This window comes from Sphingomonas sp. Root710, from assembly GCF_001429065.1.
Lineage (GTDB): Bacteria > Pseudomonadota > Alphaproteobacteria > Sphingomonadales > Sphingomonadaceae > Rhizorhabdus.
In genome coordinates this window covers 621,506-642,201 of the sequence record NZ_LMIB01000012.1, presented here as the reverse complement: position 1 = coordinate 642,201, position 20,696 = coordinate 621,506, and the positions used below count along the sequence as shown (strand labels likewise).

General features: G+C 62.0%; 17 protein-coding genes. All 17 read left to right on the top strand.

Annotated features, from left to right (window positions below):
- Positions 1-219 precede the first annotated feature (219 nt).
- The 17 genes from ASE00_RS13000 to ASE00_RS12920 all read left to right on the top strand — a co-directional run bounded on the left by ASE00_RS13000 (position 220) and on the right by ASE00_RS12920 (position 20,666).
- Positions 220-1,017, top strand: coding sequence for a cyclase family protein (locus ASE00_RS13000; RefSeq protein WP_056380867.1), 798 nt, complete (start codon positions 220-222; stop codon positions 1,015-1,017).
- Between the two features lie 170 nt (positions 1,018-1,187).
- Positions 1,188-1,757, top strand: a complete 570-nt coding sequence (locus ASE00_RS12995) for a PadR family transcriptional regulator (protein ID WP_056380865.1) — start codon at positions 1,188-1,190, stop codon at positions 1,755-1,757.
- A 311-nt stretch (positions 1,758-2,068) separates the two neighbouring features.
- A complete protein-coding gene (locus ASE00_RS12990) occupies positions 2,069-4,345 on the top strand; it encodes a TonB-dependent receptor (protein ID WP_235538656.1) in 2,277 nt (758 codons plus the stop codon).
- 75 nt (positions 4,346-4,420) lie between these two features.
- Positions 4,421-5,239, top strand: coding sequence for an SDR family NAD(P)-dependent oxidoreductase (locus ASE00_RS12985; RefSeq protein ID WP_056380861.1), 819 nt, complete (start codon positions 4,421-4,423; stop codon positions 5,237-5,239).
- A gap of 45 nt (positions 5,240-5,284) precedes the next feature.
- A complete protein-coding gene (locus ASE00_RS12980) occupies positions 5,285-6,136 on the top strand; it encodes an SDR family NAD(P)-dependent oxidoreductase (protein WP_162256453.1) in 852 nt (283 codons plus the stop codon).
- Between the two features lie 119 nt (positions 6,137-6,255).
- Positions 6,256-8,001: a CocE/NonD family hydrolase gene (locus ASE00_RS12975; RefSeq protein WP_056380857.1), complete on the top strand. Its 1,746-nt coding sequence runs from the start codon at positions 6,256-6,258 to the stop codon at positions 7,999-8,001.
- A 16-nt stretch (positions 8,002-8,017) separates the two neighbouring features.
- On the top strand, positions 8,018-8,965 hold the full coding sequence (locus ASE00_RS12970) for a sugar phosphate isomerase/epimerase family protein (protein ID WP_056380855.1): 948 nt from the start codon (positions 8,018-8,020) through the stop codon (positions 8,963-8,965).
- Between the two features lie 619 nt (positions 8,966-9,584).
- Positions 9,585-11,546: a TonB-dependent receptor gene (locus ASE00_RS12965; protein WP_200957923.1), complete on the top strand. Its 1,962-nt coding sequence runs from the start codon at positions 9,585-9,587 to the stop codon at positions 11,544-11,546.
- A gap of 192 nt (positions 11,547-11,738) precedes the next feature.
- Complete coding sequence (locus ASE00_RS12960; RefSeq protein WP_162256452.1) at positions 11,739-13,871, top strand: TonB-dependent receptor; 2,133 nt, start codon at positions 11,739-11,741, stop codon at positions 13,869-13,871.
- Positions 13,872-13,880: 9 nt separating this feature from the next.
- The gene (locus tag ASE00_RS12955; RefSeq protein WP_056380849.1) at positions 13,881-14,882 is read left to right on the top strand and encodes a thiamine pyrophosphate-dependent dehydrogenase E1 component subunit alpha; all 1,002 of its coding nucleotides are present in this window, start codon (positions 13,881-13,883) and stop codon (positions 14,880-14,882) included.
- Positions 14,879-15,937 (top strand): alpha-ketoacid dehydrogenase subunit beta, encoded by a 1,059-nt coding sequence (locus tag ASE00_RS12950; RefSeq protein WP_056380848.1) that lies wholly within the window; start codon positions 14,879-14,881, stop codon positions 15,935-15,937. Before ASE00_RS12955 ends, ASE00_RS12950 begins: the two co-directional genes overlap by 4 nt.
- Positions 15,924-16,166: a biotin/lipoyl-containing protein gene (locus ASE00_RS12945; RefSeq protein WP_056380846.1), complete on the top strand. Its 243-nt coding sequence runs from the start codon at positions 15,924-15,926 to the stop codon at positions 16,164-16,166. The genes ASE00_RS12950 and ASE00_RS12945 overlap by 14 nt, the downstream gene beginning before the upstream one ends.
- Positions 16,163-16,861 carry a 2-oxo acid dehydrogenase subunit E2 gene (locus ASE00_RS12940; protein WP_082594658.1) on the top strand — a complete coding sequence of 233 codons (699 nt, stop codon included), beginning with the start codon at positions 16,163-16,165 and terminating at the stop codon, positions 16,859-16,861. Before ASE00_RS12945 ends, ASE00_RS12940 begins: the two co-directional genes overlap by 4 nt.
- Before the next feature lie 77 nt (positions 16,862-16,938).
- The gene (locus tag ASE00_RS12935) at positions 16,939-17,382 is read left to right on the top strand and encodes a cupin domain-containing protein (protein ID WP_156405412.1); all 444 of its coding nucleotides are present in this window, start codon (positions 16,939-16,941) and stop codon (positions 17,380-17,382) included.
- A 265-nt stretch (positions 17,383-17,647) separates the two neighbouring features.
- Positions 17,648-18,517, top strand: coding sequence for a helix-turn-helix domain-containing protein (locus ASE00_RS12930; RefSeq protein ID WP_056380840.1), 870 nt, complete (start codon positions 17,648-17,650; stop codon positions 18,515-18,517).
- A gap of 647 nt (positions 18,518-19,164) precedes the next feature.
- Positions 19,165-19,821, top strand: a complete 657-nt coding sequence (locus tag ASE00_RS12925) for an SHOCT domain-containing protein (protein WP_056380837.1) — start codon at positions 19,165-19,167, stop codon at positions 19,819-19,821.
- A gap of 17 nt (positions 19,822-19,838) precedes the next feature.
- Complete coding sequence (locus ASE00_RS12920; protein ID WP_056380836.1) at positions 19,839-20,666, top strand: SHOCT domain-containing protein; 828 nt, start codon at positions 19,839-19,841, stop codon at positions 20,664-20,666.
- Positions 20,667-20,696: the final 30 nt, after the last annotated feature.

Here is a 20,696-nt window from a genome sequence, read left to right as displayed (position 1 = left end):
TATGATTCCAGAAGCGGCTGAGTCAAAATCCGCGGCCGATCCAAGGACATCTTCATCTCGAGCGGCAAAAACATCAGCACCGTGGAGGTCGAAGGCGTCCTGGTTGCTCATCCCGGATGCTGGAAGCGGCCGTGACATTCTAGAGACCGCTATCGGGCAGAAATTCGTGACCCGTTAAAAGGCCAATGCTTACGGCCGCGATAGGAAGGTGCAGTTGCTATGATCAGGGCGCAATTCATCGATATCTCGATGCCGATCAGCAACACTGTGGTGACGGATCCACCGATCATCAAACCGACGATCGAATATTCCGCTCACGCCGAGGGGGCCGAGCAGATGCTTCCCTTCTTTCCCGGCCTCAAGATTGACGACCTGCCCGATCGCGAAGGGTGGGCCACCGAACGCCTGACGCTGAGCACGCATAGCGGGAGCCATATGGATGCGCCCTGGCACTATCACTCGACGACCGACGAGGGACGCTCTGCCGCTCCTACCATCGACGAAGCGCCGCTGGACCTCTTCCTGCGCCCGGGTGTGAAGCTCGACTTCCGGCATTTCGCCGACGGCTACGTGGCCTCAGCCGAAGACGTGGCTAACGAGTTGGAACGCGTCGGCCATGATTTGCAGCCATTCGACATCATTCTGGTCAACACGTCGGCCGGCGCGGCCTATGGGGGCGACAACTATGTCAACAGCGGTTGCGGCATGGGTCGCGAGGCGACGCTGTATCTGACCGAGCGCGGCGTAAAGGTTGTCGGGACGGACGCATGGTCATGGGATGCGCCGTTCAGCTTCACCGCGGAACGCTATGCCCGGACGGCGGACGTCTCCCTCATCTGGGAAGGCCACAAGGCGGGAAGGGTTCGTCCCTATTTCCAGATGGAGAAGCTCCACAACCTCGAGTCCTTGCCCCCTCGTGGGTTCACGGTGGCCTGCTTCCCGGTGAAGATCGAGCGCGCATCGGCCGGGTGGGTGCGAGCGGTCGCTATACTCCCGGCGGCGGATTCAGCGCGCTGACCACCGGCCGGCTAACGGTCGGCTGGGTGCTGCAGACTGACCGCTACGGCATCACCGCTATAAATTTAGCCATGTCGAGTTGGACATATTCCTTAAGCAAAGTTATGGCGGCGGTCACAACAGAGACGGGGTAATTCATGGCTGGGCGGCGGACTTCGGGCGCGTTGGAAATGCTGCTGCTATCGGTGCTTGCCGATGGAAACTCGCTTTCCGGGTACCAGATCAGCGTAATCCTCGCCGAGCCGGTTTCGTTGATGTGGGCCGTCAAGCACAGCCAGATCTATCCGGCGCTGTCTCTGCTCGAGGAGCAGGGTGACATCGTCGGCAGTTGGATCGTGCAGAATGGCCGTCCGAACAAGAAGAACTACGTGATCTCGCAAGCGGGTATCGAGCGGCTGACCGATTGGCTGGTGCAGCCGCGCGATATGCTATCGGACGATGAGGTCAGGCTGATCGCCTATAATCTGGATCTGATCGGACGGGAACGGGTCGAGCAGGCGCTGGCGATGTACCGCGAGCAGTGCATTGAGGAACGGCGGCAACTCGAGGAGCGCTGGCTTGGGGTGTGGAACGCTCCCTGGGACCATCAGCCCAGCGAAGAGCGACTGGTCGGTATCCGCTCGCTATACGAAGGCGCGCTGGCAATTCGGGACGCCAGAATCGCTTGGTGCAACGAAGGACTGGAACGAGCCATGCGCGGTGTCGAGCGTACGCGTCCAGCAGACGGATCATATGTCTAAAAATACATATGAATGTGTTGACACCATAAGTTGATAGGCGTAGTCCTCCGGTTACTCCGACGCGGAGTCGCAGGCTGAAGCGAACGCGGATGGGGTGCGAGCGGGATTTCAGGACGCACTCGGCAACGCTGCCGCGCTGCCGGAGGTCTGACGATGTTCCGCATCGCATAGGCAGAGGACGAGGTCGGTGAGCGCGGCGCTGCAGGAAGCGCCTGAACAAAGCAGCATGACATGTCGATCCGCGCCAGCGGAGGTCCTGCCGCACGCTCTACCCTCGGTCTCTTGCTCGACACAAAATGAGGGAGGATCGAATGAAGGCATCAACTGCATCCATCGCCGCCATAGTCATCGCGCTGTCCTCGCCTGCCCATGCGCAGGCGAGCACCGCCGCACCGAACCACGATGCCACCGCGGCCATGGAACAGGGCGCAGACGGCACGGCCGTCGGCGAAATCGTCGTAACGGCGCAGAAGCGCTCGGAATCGCTACAGAAAATTCCCCTGGCGGTCACCGCCGTAACAGGAGCTGATCTGGAGCGCCGCGGGATTCGCGACGTGCAGGGTATGGTCTCGAGCATCCCTAACCTGAACCTTGGCGTGAACATCGGCGCAGCGAAAGTTTCTCTGCGCGGCATCGGCTTGGAGAACCAGTCGGCAGCGGCAGAGGGCAGCATCGCGTTCCACTCCGACGGCGTCTTCCTGTCGCGGCCCATTACCGCGCTGGCCAGCTTTTACGACGTGCAGCAGGTCGAGGTTTTGCGTGGGCCGCAGGGCACGCTCTATGGCCGAAACGCAACGGGCGGTTCGATCAATATCACGACGCGCAAGCCCACCCAGGACCTGTCGGGATATTTCAACCTGACCGCCGGCAACTATTCGCGGATAACCGTCGAAGGCGCCGTGAGTGGCGCGATCGTTCGGGACGTCCTTGCGGTGCGTGTCGCCTTTCAGACGCAGAACCGCGACGGCTTCGGTAAGAACGTCATAACCGGCAATGACGTCGATGATCTCAATTCCCGCGCGATCCGCGGCACGGTGCTATTCACGCCGAGCGAGCGCCTGACCGTCGATCTGAAAGCGGACTACTTCCGCGAGCGGGATCGGGCTGGTGCGTTCCACTCGCCGGGCGGCGCCGGTTTTTCGGCTCCGGGCGTACCGATCATACGCTATGGCGAGGCGCAGGGCGGTATCCTGCCCACCGATCTTCGCGACGTAAGTGCCGAGGACGACCCTCAGAACGTCCTCAAATTCTGGGGCGTGCAGGGCAAGATCACTTATGCTTTGAGCGACGGGATCGAGATCAGCTCCCTAACGGCATATCGATCGACCTCGAACTTTGGTTTGACCGACCTCGACGGCACCAATCTTCCGCTCGTCAAACAATTTCGAACCGAGGATTCGAAGCAGTTCAGCGAAGAGCTTCAACTTTCCGGAAAGGCGGACAGGCTGTCCTGGCTTCTCGGCCTCTTCTATTTCCACGAAAACAATAAGGGCATTACGGCCGACCCTCTGAATCCGGCGCGCACCCTGTTTTTCGGACCTGACATATTGACGACCGGTTTCCTTGCCGGCGGCAGCCTCAAGACCGACGCTCTCGCGGCTTTCGGCCAAGCCACGTACGAGGTGGTCGACGATCTGCGGATCACGCTCGGTGCGCGGTACAGTTCCGAGAAGAAGACCGACCACGACGACTTGGCGTTCGACATATTCACGCCCTACGAAGGCAGCTTCGCAACGCCACAGGCGACGCTCGATAGAAGCAAGCGGTTCAAGTCCTTCACGCCGCGTGTCGCCGTTGACTACCAGATGACACCCGATGTCCTGCTATATGCGTCCTGGTCCAAGGGGTTCAAATCCGGGACCTACAGTCTTGGTGCCGGCACGCCCCCGGTCGATCCTGAGAAGGTGAGCGCGTTCGAGGCCGGGATCAAGTCGCAGCTGTTCGACCGTCGTCTTCGGCTGAACCTTGCCGGCTTCTATTACGACTACAAGGACCTTCAGGTTGGCAAGGTCGTCGGCACCACGAGCGCGACGCTCCAACTTGAGAACGCAGCCACCGCGACGATCTACGGTCTCGAGGCTGAGTTCGAGGCGCGGATCAGCCCGCAGTTCCAGATCGACGGAAACGCGGCCTGGCTGCACGCCCGGTTCGACAGCTACATCAGCGCCGACCCCGCGCGGCCGTTCGGCGATGGGACCACGCTGGATAACGGCATTCCGGCGTTCAATCTGAAGGGCAAGCGGCTTTCGCAATCACCGGAGTTCGCCGTGTTCGTCGGCGCGCAATACCGGGTGCCCTCGAGGCTGGGCGAGTTCACGCTACGTGGTGAAGTGGCCTGGAAGGACAGGGTATATTTCACCCCGTTCAACCTCGATTATGTCGGACAGGGGCCGAATGCACGGGTGAACCTGTTCCTCAATTGGCTATCCAATGACGAACATTGGACCGGCTCGCTGTTCGTCAAGAACCTGACGGACAAGACCGTAGTTGCCAACCTGAACGTCAGCTCCAGCGTCGTGGGCTTCCCCCTGACCGGCTACCTCGAAGATCCGCGCACCTATGGCCTGACCATCGGATACAAATTCTGAAGAAATCCGGCGCGCTCGCCAGTCGAGCGCGCCGGACCCGTCCGATTTTTAAAAGTTGCAGAGAGGATCCTCCGCATGAACATCAACGGCAAGAAAGTTTTGATCGTCGGCGGTGGCGCCGGGATCGGCGCCGGCATCGCCTATGAGGCCGCCATGCAGGGCGCAGAGGTCGCAATCGCCGATCTCTCCGCCGCCGCGATGGAGGAAGTCAGCGGTCGTATCCGGGCCGCCGGCAAGACCGTGCGGACCTGTCCCGTCGACATAGGTGATGACGAAGCGGTGGCGGCGATGGCGCAGTGGTGCGAACGCGAGATGGGCGCGCCCGACCTGCTCTTGGTGACCGTGATCGATTATCTCAGCTCGTTCTCTGGCCTCGACGACATGGATATCGCGGGCTGGAAGCGCAGTTTCGAGGTAAATTTCTTCGGCTACATCCGCATCCTCGCGCATGTCCTGCCCGGAATGCGGGCCCGGGGCACTGGCACTGTCGCGCTGACAGCGTCGACCGTCGCGCTGCTCCCGGATCCAACCGCCGCGGTGCTCATGCGGTACAAGTCGATCAAGCACGCCGTGCTGGGTTTCTCGCAGGCGCTGGCCGTGGCGCTCGAGGGTTCGGGTCTCAGGTCGGTCTCCTTCTGCCCGAGCCTCACGGCCACGCCCGGCGCTATCGACAACCTGCGGAGCAGCGGCCTGCCGGGTATCGAGAATATTCTCGATATCGCAGCTAGCGTCGAAGACGTGGCGCGATACTTCCTATCCGAGCTAGAAAAAGACGAATTCCTGATCTGCGCGCACCCGGGCTATCGCGACCTGCTCGTCGAGCTGGCGTCGGACGGGCTCGACCCGGCCCCCTACATTGCCACCCATTTTCCCTCGTCGGCGAACCCCGCCTGATATCTGCTGAGGAGACGAGCCATGGCAGGACGCCTCGAAGGAAAAGTGGCGATCATCACCGGCGGCGACGGGATCGCGCGAGCGACAGCGCTGCGCTTCGCCGAAGAGGGAGCCAGGATAGTCGGCACCGACCTCGCTGAAGACAAGGTGCGAGAAACCGCGCGTCTCGTCACCGCCGCAGGCGGCGAGATGGTCCACGTAGCGACCGACCTGATGGATGAAGCGGCCGTCAACCGGCTGATGAAGTTCGCGGAGACGACCTACGGCGGTATCGACGTGCTTGCCCATTTCGCGATGGACCTGCGCGTCGGCGAACTGGCGTCGGTGAGCGTCGAGGATTTCGACTATACACTGACCCGCACGGCGACGATGGCGTTCCTCGTCAGCAAGCATGCGGTGCCGTTCATGGTGGCGCGTGGTGGCGGTTCCATGGTGCTGGCCGGCTCCCAGTCGGGAAGTCTCGGTACCGGCTTCCTGGGCAATACCGGCCACCTATTCTCCTATGCGGTCGGCAAGGGCGCCGTAATCCGCTTGGGTGTCGTGCTGGCCAACGTGCTCGGCAAGCACGGCATAAGGGTCAACATCGTCTCGCCCGGGCCGGTGGCCACGCCCAATGCCGTTGCCTTCTTTGGCGAAGAGGGGAGCCCCGAAAGAAGCCTTCTGGTCGATGCCCATATGCTACTCGGGCGCATTTCCTATCCCGAGGACGTGGCTAGCGCGGCGCTGTTCCTCGCTTCGGATGAAGCGTCGAACATTACCGGTCAGAATCTCCACGTTGATGGCGGCATGACGGCGTCGGGCGGAATGGGTCTGGCGAAAGAGGAAGCCCAGCAGATCTACGATGCCATGGTTCCTCCGCGTGAGTGGGACAAGCGCTGGCTTCGTCCCGAGCAGTAAGCGGCGTCGGGGCTGCCACCAGCGACAACGGTCCATCGCAACCGGGCGGCCAATGACAATCAACCGTCGCGGGGGGACCAGCCCCATCGCCTCGATGTAAACCTACTGGGGAAGCCAGCGTGAACGAGAGCAGTGAGATCAGAAACGGACTTTCCGTGTCGTGGAACGTCCCGATCGTCGTCCGGGACGGCACGGTGCTGCGCGCGGACGTCTTCCGCCCGGTGGATGGGGGCCGCTATCCGGTGCTGCTGAGCTATGGTCCTTATGGCAAGGGTCTTGCTTTCCAAGATGGTTATCCGGCGCAATGGCAAAGCCTGATCGGGCAATATCCGGAGGTTGCACGCGGAACGACGACCGAGTTCGCCGTTTGGGAAACCCCTGATCCGGAGCGCTGGGTGCCGCTCGGCTATGCGCTCGTCCGTGTCGACTCGCGCGGGGCGGGCCAATCGCCGGGGACAATCGATCCCTGGTCTACCGACGAGAGTCGAGATTTCTACGATTGTGTGGAATGGGCCGCTGAACAGTCCTGGTGCACCGGGCGGGTCGGGCTGTCGGGGGTGTCGTACTACGCGATGAACCAGTGGACGGTTGCGGCGATGCAGCCGCCGCATCTCGCCGCGATCTGCCCGTTCGAAGGGGCAGCGGACTTTTACCGCGATGGGATCCGCCACGGCGGCATCCTGTCCACCTTCCTGCAACGTTGGTATCCGGTCCAGGTTGTTCATGTGCAAAATGGGCTTGGATCGCGTGCACCGATCGGCCGGATGACCGGGGACGGCATCGCCGGCGACATTGATCTGTCTGACGAGGAGCTCGCGGCCCGGCGCGTGGATATTGGCGCGATGGTGCGGGATGCCGTGTTCGTGAACGAATATACAAAGGCAAGATCGGCAGACCTCTCCAAGATCACAGTGCCCCTCCTGTCGTGCGGCAACTGGGGCGGCCAGGGCATGCACCTGCGCGGCAACGTGGAAGGGTTTCTCGGCGCAGGCTCCGGCCAAAAATGGCTCGAACTGCACGGACGGGAGCACTGGACCGAGTTCTACACCGACTATGGGGTCGCCCTTCAGCGACAATTTTTCGATCATTTCCTGAAGGACGAGGACAATGGCTGGGACAAGCGACCGCCCGTGCTGCTGCAAGTCAGGCACGTTGACGGCTTCGTCGAACGGGCGGAGGCGGAGTGGCCGATTGCGCGCACCCGGTGGACCGACTTCTATCTCGACGCCGCGACGGGCAGGCTCTCCAGAACCGTTCCGGAAACCAAGGCATCGGCCAGTTTCCATGCCTTGTCCGAAAGTGTCACATTCTGGTCCGAGCCGTTCGAACAGGACACGGAGATCACCGGGCCGCTAGCGACCAAGCTGTTCGTATCGTCGACCACCACAGATGCCGACATCTTCCTCGCCTTGCGACTCTACGATGGGGACCGGAAAGAGGTGCTGTTCGTCGGGGCCACCGATCCGAACTGCCCGCTGTCGCTCGGCTGGTTGCGCGCGTCGCACCGCAAGCTCGACGCGGAGCGGAGCCTGCCTTATCGCCCATTCCACCCCCACGACTGCGCCGAGCCTTTGGAGCCCGGCAAGGAATATGAACTCGCTATCGAGATCTGGCCCACGAGCATCGTGGTTCCCAAGGGGTTCAGCGTGGCGCTGACGGTATCGGGGGTGGATTACCATCATGATCTGCCGGAGCCCTGGCCAGAGGTTTATGGGGTCCCGCTGCGCGGCGTATCCGTGATGACTCACGACGATCCCGTCGACCGTCCGGTGGACATCTTCGGGGGCACCACAACGTTGTTCACCGGCGGCGACTCCGCCGCGGCGATCACGATGCCGATCATTCCTCCCAAGGAGACAAATTGATTAGCGCGGGGAACATATGGGCAGCGGCCGGGGACGCTTTAAGCTGCTTCGGCGCCCGGTTTTGAAAGGTTATATCATGTCGGTAAGTCCGCGCCTGTCCGTCTGCGAGCTGTCACTCCCGGACACGAGCTTCGAGCAAGATCTCGACCTCATCAAGGCTTCGGGGGCGACGGGCGTCGCCATATCCGAATTCAAGCTGCGCGACGGCGATGAAGCCGCACAACTCGCATCGCTCAAAGCCAGCGGGCTTGCGGCTACCATCTGCATCCCCGCCGCCATCGCTCCGCTTCCGCTGCTGCCCGATTACATCTACCCGGGGCCGGCTGATACCGACCTCCGCCTTGAAGCCATGCTGGCGAGCATAAGGCGGCTTGCGCCATTCGAGCCGGATTGCATCGCGGTGATAACCGGATCGAGCGCCGGCTACGCTGCGGCCGACGCGCGCAGGATCGCCGTGGAAGCCATGCGCGAGGCGACCCGGCTGGCTGTCAGCCTGGGAACCCGCCTGGCGCTCGAGACAAATCGCAACGAGGGCATCGATTTCTCGTTCCTCCGTTCGCTACCCGACGCGGTGGACTTCTTAGACGAGGTGGGCGAACCGGGCATCGGCCTTCTCTACGACTTTTATCACCTTTGGGACGAGACCGACATTGTCGTCGACACGGAGCGGTTCGCGTCCCGCATCTTCGGCGTCCAGTATAACGACTGGCGTGAACCGCCCCGATGTGCGGCCGATCGCCTGCTTCCCGGTGACGGGATCATGGACATACCTGCGTTGCTGGGGGCCCTGAATCGCGGCGGATTCGATGGCTGGTATGATCTCGAGATCTTTTCCGATGATGGTCGTTGGGGGACTGATCTTCCGGATTCGCTGTGGAGGCTACCTTATGACGAACTGATCGGACGGGCGCACTCGGGTCTACTCAGGGCATGGGAGATCCGTCACGGGCAGGGGCGTGGTTGACAAAGCAATTCACTACAAAGGCACGCAAGAGCATAGGGGGAGTGCCCTCCCAAGGTTGAGCTAACTCCTGGCGATGCAATATCAACGTCCAGACCGAGCGGTTCACGTTGCAAAAGCACTTCTTCGCTGACTCTGGGCATATCTAGCGAATGCCTGCGCTGATAGGGGCCGAAGTTGGAAGACCGTGTGTGAAGACAGCTTCGTTCCGATGTCGGTCATTCCTCGTCCGGCTATCGCGAAAATGAACGAGCGGCAGCTTTCAGGGACTAGCGCGACGTAGCGGAACGTCTGGTATTGAGGCGCAAACCGGACAAGGAAATCCTCCTAGACCATTAAGTGGGCGCTCTCAACCAAGCAGCCTCCCCCTATTCGCTTAAAAAAAAGCAAAATATCAAAATGGGGAGGAATAGTTATGAATGCTTCCAGATTTCGCGCGACAGCCCTGATTGGCAGTACAATGCTCGCGTCAACAACGCCGGCGTTTGCGCAACCCTTATCCACTGATCAAATCAGAGTGCCGGTTTCGAATCCACTGAGCACTCCGGAGAATGTTTCGGACAACGCCGCCGTCACAGACGTTATCGTAACGGCACAAAGGCGTGGCGAGCGTTTGCAGGATGTGCCAATCGCGGTTGCGGCGGTGACATCGGATCGGTTGGCCGCGCAAGGTGTTTCCGGACCTTCAGGACTGACGGTCTCCGTACCTGGTCTCGTATTCAACCGCATCGCCAACGACGCTAATATCTATGTGCGCGGGATCGGCACCAATCTCTATGGCCCTAACGCCGAGCAGACCGTCGCGCTCTATGTGGATGGCGTCTATCATGCCTCACCCGAGGGCGCGAATTTCTCGTTCAACAATATCGAGCGGGTCGAGGTCCTGAAAGGGCCGCAGGGTACGCTCTTCGGCCGCAACACGACCGGTGGGGTCGTCCAGATCATCACCAAGGATCCGTCCGCACAACCCGCGCTCGACATGTCGATCGGCTATGGCAATTACGCGATGGTCAATGCGTCGCTCTACGCCACGGGCGGATTGACCGACACGCTGGCGGTGGACGTCGCCGCGACCTATGCGAACCAAGGCGGCGGCTATGGACGCAACATCGCCAATGGCGAAAAGACCGGCCTCCAGGCGCGCCACGATTATGCAATACGTTCAAAGGCATTGTGGCGCCCGGCGGATGGCACGAAGATCGTCCTCCAGGGCGACCTTTCCCGCTCGACCAACACCGACTCGCATCAGATCCCGAAAGGCATCATCGGCGTCGATGGGGTGAGCACCTATCCCGGCCGTTATGGCGCGAACATGCTGTTCACCGACTATATCCGCCAAAAGGCGCGGGGCGCATCGGCGACGATCACCCAGGCGTTGGGTGACGTCGATCTTGTCAGCATCTCGGCATATCGCAAGAACCGCAGCTTCTATGTGATCGATCAGGATGCGACGCCGCTTGTCGCCAGCGACGATCTGGTGATCAGCCTCACCCGCACCTTCAGCCAGGAAGTGCAATTGCAGAGCAAGACGCCGGGTCCGCTGACCTGGCAGCTCGGCGGCTTCTATTATTTCTCGCATGCGGGCTTCGAGCCGATCGCGGTTTCCACGCCTATTGGCCGTATCGCGATCGACGCCTTCCAGCGGACCCGGTCGTTCGCCGGCTTCGCGCAGGCTTCCTATGAGCTTTTCCCCGATACCAAGATCACCGGCGGCCTGCGCTACACCTATGAGAAACAGACGCTGGTCACCAATGATTTCAGCGTTTTTGGAACCTCGATCCCATTGCCGTCGCAGGACCAGAGCTTCAAGAAGATGACATTCCGGATTTCGATCGACCACAAGTTCAGCAGCAATGTTCTCGGCTATGTCTCGTTCAACCGTGGCTTCAAGAGCGGCGGTTATAATCTTGCCGATCCGGCGGGCGCGGGCTTCCGCCCCGAAACGCTCGACGCCTTTGAAGGCGGATTGAAGACCCAATTGTTCGATCGCCGCCTGCGGCTGAACAGCGCCGCCTTCTATTATAATTATCGCGACATCCAGGCGGCAATCCCGCGCGCGGGCGGCACAGTTGTCACCAACGGTCCGAAGGCGCGGGTGATCGGTGCCGAGTTCGATTTCGAGGCGCATGTCACGCCCGCATTCATCCTCAGCGGTGGCGCGACCTATCTGAGCACCAAATATCTCCGCTACCCGAACGCTCCGTTCATTTCCGCCGGTGGCGTGCTGACGAGTGGCGATGCCAAGGGCAACCGCTTGCTGGGCGCGGCGCCGATCACCGCCTCGCTCGGCGCCGAATATCACCTCGAGACGCGCTTCGGCGAGATCGTCCCCGCCATCGCGCTGTCCTATAATGACGGCTATTATTTCTACTCGGACAACCGGCTCAAGCAGCCGTCCTATACCCTGCTCAACCCGTCGATCAGCTGGACCTCGGCGGACGCACGCTACAGCTTCAAGCTCTATGCGCGCAATCTGCTCAACGAGACCTATTATCTCAATCGGTCCGAGCAGGCGGGCCTGACCGATGTGCAGCGCGCCGCACCGCCACGCACCTATGGTGGAAGCCTGTCGGTTCACTTCTGACAAAGACCATGTTCCCCGCGTGAAGGCGGTGACGGGCGGGCCGATCCGATCGGTCCGCCCGCTTCATTTCCATCGCCAACCGGCGCTCCCGCGAGCCGGATGATTTGGACCAGCGACAGGGCGCTCCTGACCAAGACCTTCCCCCCAGCCACGCTAGAAAGGGAGGATCAGAAAAAAATGAAGGGGATGGATATGAACAGGATCATCATCGGCGCATCGCGCATCGCCCTGATCCTGGGCATGGCCGGCGCAACGCCGAGCTTCGCTCAGGACAGCCAGGCCGCACAAGAGGGCGGGATCGAGGAAATCGTCGTCACCGCCCAGAAGCGGGTCGAACGGATGCAGGACGTCCCGATCTCGATCGGCGCGATCAGCGCCGCGCAGGCGGGTGCGAAGGGCATCAACGACACCGCGTCGATCCAGGCCGCGATTCCGGGCCTTGTCATCAACCGCACCGCCAATGAGGGGAATATCTTCGTGCGCGGCGTCGGCACCAACCTGTTCGGGCCGGCAAGCGAGCAGACTGTCGCGGTATATGTCGACAATGTCTATTATGCCTCGCCCGAGGCCAATCTCTTCACCTTCAATAATATCGAGCGGATCGAGGTGCTGAAGGGGCCGCAAGGCACGCTGTTCGGCCGGAACACCACGGGCGGCGTGGTGCACATTATCACGCGCGAACCTTCGGATCAGCTCCGCGCCGAAGCCAGCCTCGGCTACGCCAATTATCAGGCGCTGAGCGCATCGGCCTATCTGGGCGGCCCGCTCAGCGAAACGGTCAGCGCCGATCTCGCCGCCAACTATGCCGACCAGGGCAAAGGCTGGGGCCGCAACCTGTTTACCGGCCGCGACAACGGCATCATGGCCGACGGCAATTACGCGGTGCGCAGCAAGCTGAAATTCATACCCAGCGACGCGACCACAATCCATCTCGCGTTGGACTATTCGCACGCGCTCTCGCGCTATTCCTATCAGCTGGCCAAGGGCGTGACCGGGGCCGATGGTGCCTCAACCTATGCGGGCGAATATAATGCGCTGACCGGATTGCGCGATCTGGAGCGTCTCAACACCGGCGGCGGCTCGCTGCAGGTCGAGCAGGCGATCGGCGATCTCAAACTGGTCAGCATCACCAGCTATCGCTGGTCGAACGTGCGCTACCTGCTCGATCAGGACGACACGCCCGCCGTGATCGCCGATCTGAGCCTGCCCTCAAAGGCGCATAACTGGAGCCAGGAGGTTCAGCTGCATGGCGCTTCGTCCGCGCCATTCAAATGGGTGCTGGGTGGCTTCTTCTTCGACGCAGTCGCCGCCTACACGCCCGCCGACGTCAACTATGGCGTCGTGCTGATCGCCGACCGGCAGAAGACCCGGTCCTTCGCGGGTTTCGGCCAGGCCAGCACGGAAATATTTCCTGACACCAACCTGACCGGCGGCCTGCGCTACACCTATGAACGCCAGAAGCTGATCGTCGACAGCTTCGCGGTCGGCGGCGCGGTCATCCCGCTGCCGAACGACCGTCAGAGCTTCCGCAAGCTGACCTGGCGGGCCGCGCTGGACCATCATTTCAACGCCGACGCACTGGCCTATATTTCCTATAATCGGGGCTTCAAGAGCGGTGGCTTCAACCTGCTCGCGCCGAACACAGCGCCGTTCAGGCCCGAAGTGCTCGATGCCTATGAGGCCGGCTTCAAGACCGAATGGTTCGATCGCCGGCTGCGCTTCAACCTCGCGCTGTTCCGATACGACTATAAGGACATCCAGGTGACGATCCCGCAGCTCGGCGGCATCGTCACCCTCAACGCGGCCCGCGCGCGGATCAAGGGGCTGGAGGCGACCATCCAGACGCGTCCGGTCAGCAAGCTCAACCTCGACGCCAGCATCGCGCTGCTCGACGGCAAATATCGCAGCTATCCCAACGCCCTGTTCATCGGGCCGAACGGCGAGTCCACCGATGCTTCGGGCAACCCGCTCACCATAGACGCCAGGGGCAATCGCACGATCGCCACCCCCAAGCTCACCGCGAACATCGGCGGTGACTATGGGATCGACACCTCGGTCGGCGAGTTCCGGGTCGCGATGAACGCCGCCTATAATGACGGCTATTTCTTCTACGCCGACAATCGCCTGACCCAGCCGAGCTATTGGCTCGTCAACGGATCCATCACCTGGACGCTTCCGGGCGGGCGTTTCGATGCCCAGCTCTGGGCCAAGAACCTTACCGACGCCACCTATTATGTCGGACGGTCCGAGCAGGCCGGGCTCGGCGATGCCCAGCGCCAGGCGGCACCGCGAACCTATGGCGTCACCCTGACCGCCCGCTTCTGAGGATCTTCGATGACCGCACGCAACGACACCCTCCTCTGGATGTATGACCGGATGGCGATGTCCCGCTATTATGAGGAGCGCATCCGGGACATCTATCTCGAAGGCAAGACCCCGCTGTTCAACATGGCGAACGGCCCCTTGCCGGGAGAGATGCACCTGTCCAACGGGCAGGAGCCGTGCGCGGTAGGGGTCTGCGCTCATCTCGGCCCCGAGGATTTCGTGTCGGCAGGACACCGTCCGCATCATGTCGCCATCGCCAAGGGCGTGGATCTGCCTGCGATGACAGCGGAAATTCTCGGCAAGTCGACCGGCCTTTCCGCCGGACAGGCCGGGCATATGCACCTGTTCGATCCGGCGGTAAACTTCACCTGTTCGGGCATCATCGCCCAGGGCATGGGGCCGGCGGTCGGCGCGGCGCTGGCGTTCAAGATGCGCGGAGAGCCGCATGTCGCGGTCGCCTATGTCGGCGAGGCCGCGGTCAATCAGGGCGCCTGGCATGAGGCGATGAATCTTGCCGCGGTGTGGAAACTGCCGTTCGTCTGCATCATCGAGGACAATGCCTGGGGCGTCTCCGTCCCGAAGAGCGCTTCCACCGCCGTGCCGCGCAACGATGTTCGCGCCGCGGGCTACGGCATTCCAGGCGTTTTCATTCCGAACAACGACACGCTTGCGGTGCACGCTGCGGCCGGTGAGGCGATCGCCCGGGCTCGGCGGGGCGAAGGCCCCACACTGATCGAGATCGAAACCTACCGGCTCGAAGGCCACTTCATGGGCGACGTGGAGGCCTATCGTCCGGAGGGCGAGAAGGAAGCCCTGTTCGCCAAGGACGAGCTTCCGCGCTTCCGCGCGATGCTGATCGACACAGGTGTCGCAGATGAGGCGCTGGTCGCATCGATCGAGGGAGCCGGACGCCAGCGCGTCGACGACGCCATCACCCATTCGCGCAACAGCCCGGACCCGGTCCTGGCCGGCGCGCTTGCCACCGTATTCGCCGAAAGTGAGGATCTATGACCGCGACATCCGTGCTGCTGGCGCCGCCGAAGGTGGCCAAGCAACGCAAAATCAGCATCGCGAAAGCGATCACCGAGGCGACGGCGCAAGAAATGCGGCGCGATCCATCGGTCTTCGTGATGGGCGAAGACATCGGCGCCTTTAACGGCGTGTTCGGGATGACGACCGGCCTGCTCGACGAGTTCGGTGCCGAACGCATTCGCGACACGCCGATTTCCGAAACTGCCTTCATCGGCGCCGCCGTCGGTGCGGCCGCGGTCGGGCAGAAGCCGATCGTCGAGCTGATGTTCGTCGACTTCCTCGGCGTCTGCTTCGATGCGATCTACAACCTCGCCGCCAAGCAATCCTATTTTTCCGGCGGCGCCGTCACCTGCCCGATGGTGCTCACCACATCGGTGGGCGGCGGCTATTCGGACGCCGGACAGCATTCGCAATGCCTGTACGCCACCTTCGCGCACATGCCGGGCATGAAAGTCGTCTCGCCGTCCAACGCCTATGACGCCAAGGGGCTGATGGTCTCGGCGATCCGGGATCCCAACCCGGTGATCTTCATGTGCCACAAGGGTCTTCAGGGCATAGGCTGGCTCGGTACCGTCAAGCGCACCATCGTCCATGTGCCCGAGGATCTCTACACGATCCCGATCGGCGAGGCAGCGGTCGTGCGCCACGGCACGGACGTCACCCTGGTGGGCTGGGCCTCGACGGTCCATCTCGCCATCGATGCCGCCGATGCGCTCGCGCAGCAGGGCGTCAGCGCCGAGGTGATCGATATCCGCTCGATCGTGCCGCTCGATATCGACACGATCCTCAAATCGGTAAGGCGGACGGGCCGGCTGGTCGTGATCGACGAGGATTATGCGAATTGCGGTGTCGCCGGCGAGATCGTCGCACGGGTCAGCGAACGCGCCTTCCGCGACCTGCGCAGCCCCCCGGCCCGCATCGCTTATCCCGATATGCCGCCCCCTTTCGCGCGCGTGCTGGAGCAGGCCGCACTGCCCTCAGCGGGGAAGATCGTCGAAACCGTCATGGAGATCATGTCCGATGAGCAGCACTGAAATACGGGTTCCGGACGGCATCGCCGATGAAGAGACCGAGATCGTCGTCGCCAACTGGCTGGTCGACGAGGGCGATCATGTCGACGCCGACGATGTCGTCTGCGAATTGATGGTCACCAAGGTGACCTTCGAGGTTCCCGCTCCGGCATCGGGTGTGCTGCAACAACGCGCATCGGTCGAAGATATCGTCGCGGTCGGCGATCTGCTTGGCGTCATCGTGGCCGAATGACGGCACAGCCTTCTCTCGTCATGCCCATCGGCGGCATACGGCGGATGATCGCCCGAAAGATGATGGACAGTCTGGCGTCCACCGCCCAGCTTTCCTTCACCACCCGGGTCGACGCGACCGCGCTGGTCGCGACACGCGCCGCCTGGAAACAAGCGGGGGTGCCGGCAGGTTATGAGGACCTCCTGCTGACCGCCGTGCGCGATACCTTGCTGGAATATCCGCGCTTCAACGCGGTCTCCACCGCCGACGCCGTGCATATCTATGACGAGATCTGCGTCTCGGTCGCGGTCGCATTGGACGACAGCCTCGTCGCGCCCGCCATGCCCGATCTGCGCGGGATGAAGCTGCCCGAGATCGTCGAGCTGCGGCGCGCTCTGGTCGCCAGGGCAAGGGCGAACAAACTGACGCTCTCCGAGATGAGCTTCGGCACATTCACGATCAGCAATATCGGGACGACGAGAGTCGATCATTTCACGCCGATCCTGAACGGCGGCCAGGTGGCGATATTGGGGATCGGGCGGATCACGCCCGCGCTTCATCTGGGTGAGGATGGCGGTGTCGCCAGCCGCCCCGAACTCGCCTTGTCGCTGACGACCGATCATCGCGTCATCGATGGGGCGCCCAGCGGCGCTTTTCTTACCAGCCTGGCGGAGCGGATCGAGGGCGCGCTGCCACAAGTAGAGGGCGCTCTGTGACCAGCTTTTGCGGTCACGCGCCCAAGAATGAGCGCAGCAACGATATTATCGTCAGCATATAACCAAGGAGGGTGATCATGAAGTCCCGTGCCGGCAACGAAATGCACGTTACTAAGGCCGAAAAGCCGATATTCAGGGATATCATCCCATTTGCGTCCGAGGGCGTGGAAATGGAGGTGATCAGCACCGACCCGTCGACCGGCGGATTTTCGGTGATCTTCCGCGGCAAGGCGGGAGCGACCTTCGCGCCGCACCTTCATCTGGCCGGCGCCGACTATCTGATCCTGAGCGGCGCGCTCAATTATCGCGACCAGATGGCACCGGCGGGAGATTCGGGTTACGAACCCTATGGCTCGCTGCACGAACAGACCGTCTTTCCGGTCGACACCGAGATGCTGTTCATCACCCATGGGCCGATCATGTTCATTGATGAACAGAAGCGACCGACCCAGGTAATGGATTCGCGCTGGATCGAGGAACAGATCGCAGCAGGACGCACCGGGCAACAGCAGGCCGCCTAGCCCCATCCGCGCGTCCGAGATGAAGGTGCTGCCCGCATGGGGCCCCGCCGCATCGCGGGCAGCTCGGGCAATTGTGAAACGGCCCATGGAAGCATAGGATCGGACTAGATCCGTCAAAGACGGGAGAGGGTTCGTGGCAAGTGCGCTACAGGGGTCCTGCACCCTGGAAGAAAATGGTCCGATCGGCAGTCGCATGTGGACGTCACAGCGGTTTGGCCCAGACTCGTCCCGTGGCAATTGGGATGAGACCATCTCCGCCCATACGATGCACGAATGGCGCGTCGACCGGCCTATGCTTCCGGGAAGCGCGGGAATCAGCCGGTTCCGGTCGGTATTCGACGCCCGGGTGGTGGCGTTCAGCGGCGAGGGCGGCGTCCGCTGTCTGCATGACCGGTCCGCGGCGCGGCGCACCGCACGGCGCGACCTGTCGATCATCTATACCGCGATCGGCAGCGGCGAACTGGAGATCGGGGACCGCAGTGTCGAACTGAGCCCCGGCATGTTCACGATCACCGACAGCGCCCAGCCGATGGTGCTCGACCTGCCATCGCATTTCCGGCAGCTCTATTTCATATTTCCGCGTGACCGGGTCCTCTCGGTCTTTCCCTTCGCCGAGGAATTCGTCGGGGTGCCTTTCGACCGCAGCCATGGTCTGCTGTCCTTCTTCATCGATCACCTGTCCTCGGTCGAACTGCATCTCGATACGTTCGATGACGCGGCGGCAAACACCATTCTCAACGTCACCCTCGATCTGCTCGCCATGACGCTGAGCTCGCTCGACGCCGACCGGATGATCACCCCGCGCGAGCGCCAGCTTACCCGGCTGAAATCCTATATCGAGGCGAAGCTACAGGATTCCGATCTCGATATCGCTACGATCGCGGCCGAGAACGGCATCAACATTCGTTATCTGCACAAGATTTTCGCGGGCACCGGGGTGAGCGTATCCAACTGGATCCGCAAGCGGCGTCTGGAAATGTGCCGCCGCGATCTGGATGCGCCCGCGCTGGCCCGCCGCAGCGTCACCGAGATCGCCCTACGCTGGGGCTTCAACGACATGAGCCATTTCAGCAAGGCCTTCCGGCGTGAGTTCAGCCTTGGCCCTCGCGAATATAGGTACCGATCGCGTCAGTAAGGCTTAGGCCGCGCCACCATCGGGTGAATATGATCTCCGTAACATCAGTCTGAGCGAGCAGGCGGTTTGGACGGTGCCGCGGGGCGGCTTTCGCTCCGACGGCTTCCGTCAACGCACGGCGGTGCCGATAGCCCTGTCCCTCACGAAGCTCAGCTTCCTGCTGATCACAGCCGATAATCATTCCGTATCAGGCCCAAACCATAGGGGCATCGAGTATCAAAAGCGGCTACGTGTTTAGGGTGCGACCCCCGGATAATCTCCGGCTTTTTCGTAAATTTCTTGGGTTCGGGACAAAATCTCCAGGTCTCGATGCTGGTACTTGCCAACTTGCCATCTTGCAACGCGATCCTATAGAACGCCCTTGCTCCCGCATTACTCGGGAGTGGGGCGTCGAAACCCCTCTTGAAGCAACTCGGTCCCCAGTTTCTGGAGGCCGGGTGGCATGCGCGCATGTCCAACCGGCTTGCCGGTAAAGGCGCATGCGCTCGTTGCTTCAGCGGGTTTCGAACATCCGGCCGACGGCCGTCGCCCCGAAGGACATGGGGGGTGACGTTGATGACCGGTCGAACACCGCAACGCTCTATATATGAGTGTCAGCCACAATATCTCGCCGTTTTAGCTGAATCCCTCGGAAGGGAGATCAGCCGATGACCAATAATATCGACGCGCTTGAGCGCCTCGCACGATTGAGGGCCGCCGGTGCCCTTACGGAGATAGAGTTCGAGCAGCAAAAGTCAGCGCTTATGCGCGATGCCGATGGGAGCTACGCACATTTGCACTCCCAGAGCTACTCGGAAGCGAAACGGCAAACCCGTGGTATCCGGTTATTCATCCGCTGGTTCTTCGGCCTCCTGCTCGTCGCGATCGTCTTGGTGGGCATCTATTTCCTGACGCGCGGCTACACCATCGAGGAGCAGCGCCAGTCGGTCGCGAATGTCACGGCGCCAGCGCCTGTCCCTGAGGCCGATCCGGCACCTGTCAAGACCGTGGCGATCCCTGCAGCGAAAATCTTCAAGATTTCGACAGCACTCCTCGCCAATCCGCCAAGCTGGGAAATGCTCAACGCCGATCCGAACACCCCGACATTATGCTCGGGCAGCACGGTCAGGATCATCAACGACACGGACCAGACGCTCCAGTTGGCGCTCGACGGCAACGAGATCCTTCAGCCGATCGGTAAAGCGGAGCCGAAGGGTATCCTGGACACCCCGGCGGAGCTGGGAAGCTTCATGATCACGGATCAGCGGACCGACCAGCCGCTCCTCGCCTTCAACGTCAACGACTGCCCGGCGGCGGCCCGATGAGTGGCCCCTCTGACCCTATGACGGAGCTCGAGCGGCTCGCGGCGCTTCGCGCCGGCGGCCATCTGTCCGAGGCCGAGTTCGCGATGCGGAAGACGGCGCTGCTGGCGCCTCGGACTGTGACAGCTGATAATCCGCCGAAAAGGCGAGCGCTGCCGTGGATCCTTGGCCCCATCGTGATCTTAGTGCTCGGTGCCGGTGCCTTCCTGCTCGCACGCGCAGATGGTTTTCAGGACGCTCTGGCCCACGTGCCAGGGGGCAATTCGGTTACCGCTATGTTAGGTGATGATCCGCCAGCTGCGGGGCCATCCGCCTCACCGCCAGCCGAATTCATGCGACGCTGCGTCATCGGCGCGCAGGCAACCGTTGTCCGACTCGTCGACACACTCGGCCAGATGGGCCGGCGGACGAGCTGGACGCAGAACCGCGCGGGCTGGGTTCTCGATGTCGCATGGCATGATCCGGTGAGGAAGTTCGATCGCACGCTGAGCATTGCCCTTGATCCGGCAGAGCGTACTTCGCTGGCGTTTCTCACGTCGGGACGTGATTGCGCAGGCGAGCCGGGTCTCGTCCAGATCAGCCGGATCGCCGTCGATGGCTTCGAGCTACCGTCCAACACCGAAGAGCCTACGTGGGTTGAGGTCCTCACGGCCATCTACGACAAGGATGCAGCACCCCCGGCGGATCATCCGAACGCACCTCCTCCACCCACGGACGAGAGTGAGGCGCCGCCGCCCGCCACGATGAACGGCGGAAGCACCTATGGCCGCGAGGCCGGCGGCGCGAGCAATCCGGATGGCTCGGCGCGCGAGGCATACGATCCGCAGCCAGTGCGCGAACGACCCTAATTGACCCTCCATTCGCCAGCGGCTGGCGTA